This is a genomic window from Marinagarivorans sp., from assembly GCF_982758155.1.
In genome coordinates this window covers 1-2,058 of record NZ_CEXWTU010000412.1, presented here as the reverse complement: position 1 = coordinate 2,058, position 2,058 = coordinate 1, and the positions used below count along the sequence as shown (strand labels likewise).

The 2,058-nt window shown below is 44.4% G+C and carries 3 protein-coding genes; 2 read left to right on the top strand and 1 reads right to left on the bottom strand.

Annotated features, from left to right (window positions below; translation table 11 throughout):
* Nucleotides 1-262 precede the first annotated feature (262 nt).
* Complete coding sequence (locus AC3A8L_RS21510) at nucleotides 263-562, bottom strand: YhbY family RNA-binding protein (RefSeq protein WP_487964327.1); 300 nt, start codon at nucleotides 560-562, stop codon at nucleotides 263-265.
* A 151-nt stretch (nucleotides 563-713) separates the two neighbouring features.
* Between AC3A8L_RS21510 and rlmE the strand changes: the two genes are divergently transcribed.
* Both rlmE and AC3A8L_RS21500 read left to right on the top strand, forming a co-directional pair.
* Complete coding sequence (gene rlmE, locus AC3A8L_RS21505) at nucleotides 714-1,331, top strand: 23S rRNA (uridine(2552)-2'-O)-methyltransferase RlmE (protein ID WP_487964326.1); 618 nt, start codon at nucleotides 714-716, stop codon at nucleotides 1,329-1,331.
* A gap of 106 nt (nucleotides 1,332-1,437) precedes the next feature.
* Nucleotides 1,438-2,058 (top strand): ATP-dependent metallopeptidase FtsH/Yme1/Tma family protein (locus AC3A8L_RS21500; protein WP_487964325.1); only part of this gene is annotated, 621 nt, incomplete at its 3' end.

The following is a 2,058-nucleotide window of genomic DNA, read 5'->3' as shown; positions in this document are numbered from 1 at the left end:
TCTTTGATAACGGGCTTTTTTTTGCTTAAATTTTTATAACGCTCGATTTGACGTGCGCTCTCTCTCAGGCGTTTCTATGCTCATGGAGATAAGGATGGAGTGCGGCTTTTGGGGCTGATTCGAGGTAAATGAGGCTTTATTTGAGCGATTTGAAGTGCGTTGGAGGGTGGTGGTGAAGCATCGAGGAGGAGCTGGGCTTAAATTGCGAAAGTTAGTTAATCCCAAGGGGGTCAACTAACTTCCACTATTTAGTCTGGAGCGGTTAGCGAATATTGGATTTATGAACCTTTGGCTCTCGGGCGGGTCGGTAAATTAAGGCTACTTTACCGATCTCTTGTACGAGCTCCGCATTACAACTATGGCAAAGTGTTTGGATCGTTTCTTGGCGTGCAAGGCGGTCAGTTATTGCAAGCTTAACTTTAATGAGTTCGTGGTCATCAAGCGCTCTGTCCAGTTCTGCTAGAACTGGCTCACTGAGGCCTTTTCCGGCTATGGTCACAATAGGGTTTAAATTGTGGCCGATAGTTCGGTACTGCTTTTTTAATGCTGTTGAAAGTGGCATATACACAAGCCTTAGAATTTCGTGTGCGTTTTGATGCAAATGCATCGCATGTTTGGCTTCTCATTACAGACGTGTTTGCGTAACATACATCCTTCTAGTAGAGAATTCGCCTATTCTAACGCTTATAGGCCGAAAAGGTTTAACGAAATTTATGGCCCGTTCAAAAAGTAGTAATGGTTGGCTTCAGGAACATTTCAATGACCCGTATGTTAAGGCCTCTCAAGAAGACGGTTATCGTTCTCGTGCAAGCTATAAGTTAATTGAGCTGAATGATAAAGATCGCTTGATCAAGCCAGCAATGACGGTTGTAGATCTAGGGGCTGCACCTGGTGGGTGGTGTCAAGTTGCGGCAGATTTGGTAGGTCATAAAGGCTTTGTGGTTGCTAGTGATATTCTCCCTATGGATTCACTTGCGGGGGTTGAGTTTGTTGAGGGTGATTTTACTGAAAGCGATGTGTTTGATCGTTTGATTCAAGTGTTAGATGGTCGCGCTGTAGACGTTGTAATTTCGGATATGGCCCCCAATATGAGTGGAATTGCGGATGTAGACCAGCCAAAAGCGATGTATCTCGTTGAGCTAGCTTTAGATATGGCACGTAATGTACTTAAGCCCGGTGGTAGTTTCGCCTGTAAAGTGTTTCAAGGTGAGGGTTTTGATGAGTGGATGCGCGATGTACGAACAAGCTTCACCAAAGTTTGTACTCGTAAGCCTAACGCATCGCGCTCGCGCTCTCGTGAAGTGTACTTGGTAGGAAAGGGTTTTAAATAACATCGTGTCTATACTGCATAAGTATTGAATTTGACGGTGATCGTAATTTGGGGTGCTATCTGAGCATTCCCAGTGAGGTAAACAAAGGGGAACCCTCTTGAACGATATGATGAAAAATTTAATTTTGTGGCTGGTAATAGCCTTAGTGCTTTTTTCGGTTTTTCAGAATTTTAGTGAGACCTCTCCGCGTAATGAGCTAAGTTATAGCGAGTTTGTTACAGAGGTACAGGGCGGCCGGGTTGCACAGGTTCGGACAGATGCAGATATTATTTATGGTATTCGTAACGACAATACATCGTTTAAAGTTGTGCGTCCTAATATTCCAGATTCGAAGCTGATAGATGACTTGCTCGATAAAAAGGTTGTTGTTACTGGAACTGAATTCTCTCGCCCTAGTATTTGGGAGCAATTACTGGTTGCGAGCTTTCCAATACTCATTGTTATTGCCGTGTTTATTTTCTTTATGCGGCAGATGCAAGGCGGTGCCGGAGGTAAAGGCGGCCCAATGAGCTTTGGTAAAAGCAAGGCAAAGTTATTGGGTGAAGATCAGATTAAAACCACTTTTGTTGACGTCGCAGGTGTTGATGAGGCAAAAGAAGAGGTTCAGGAGCTTGTTGACTACTTAAAGGATCCATCGCGCTTCCAGCGTTTAGGTGGCCGTATTCCACGCGGTGTTTTGATGTCGGGACCGCCAGGAACGGGTAAAACTTTACTGGCTAAAGCCATT

Coding starts and splice junctions, on each gene's coding strand:
- rlmE (WP_487964326.1), top strand. CDS start 714: ATGGCCCGTTCAAAAAGTAGTAATGGTTGGCTTCAGGAACATTTCAAT.
- AC3A8L_RS21510 (WP_487964327.1), bottom strand. CDS start 562: ATGCCACTTTCAACAGCATTAAAAAAGCAGTACCGAACTATCGGCCAC.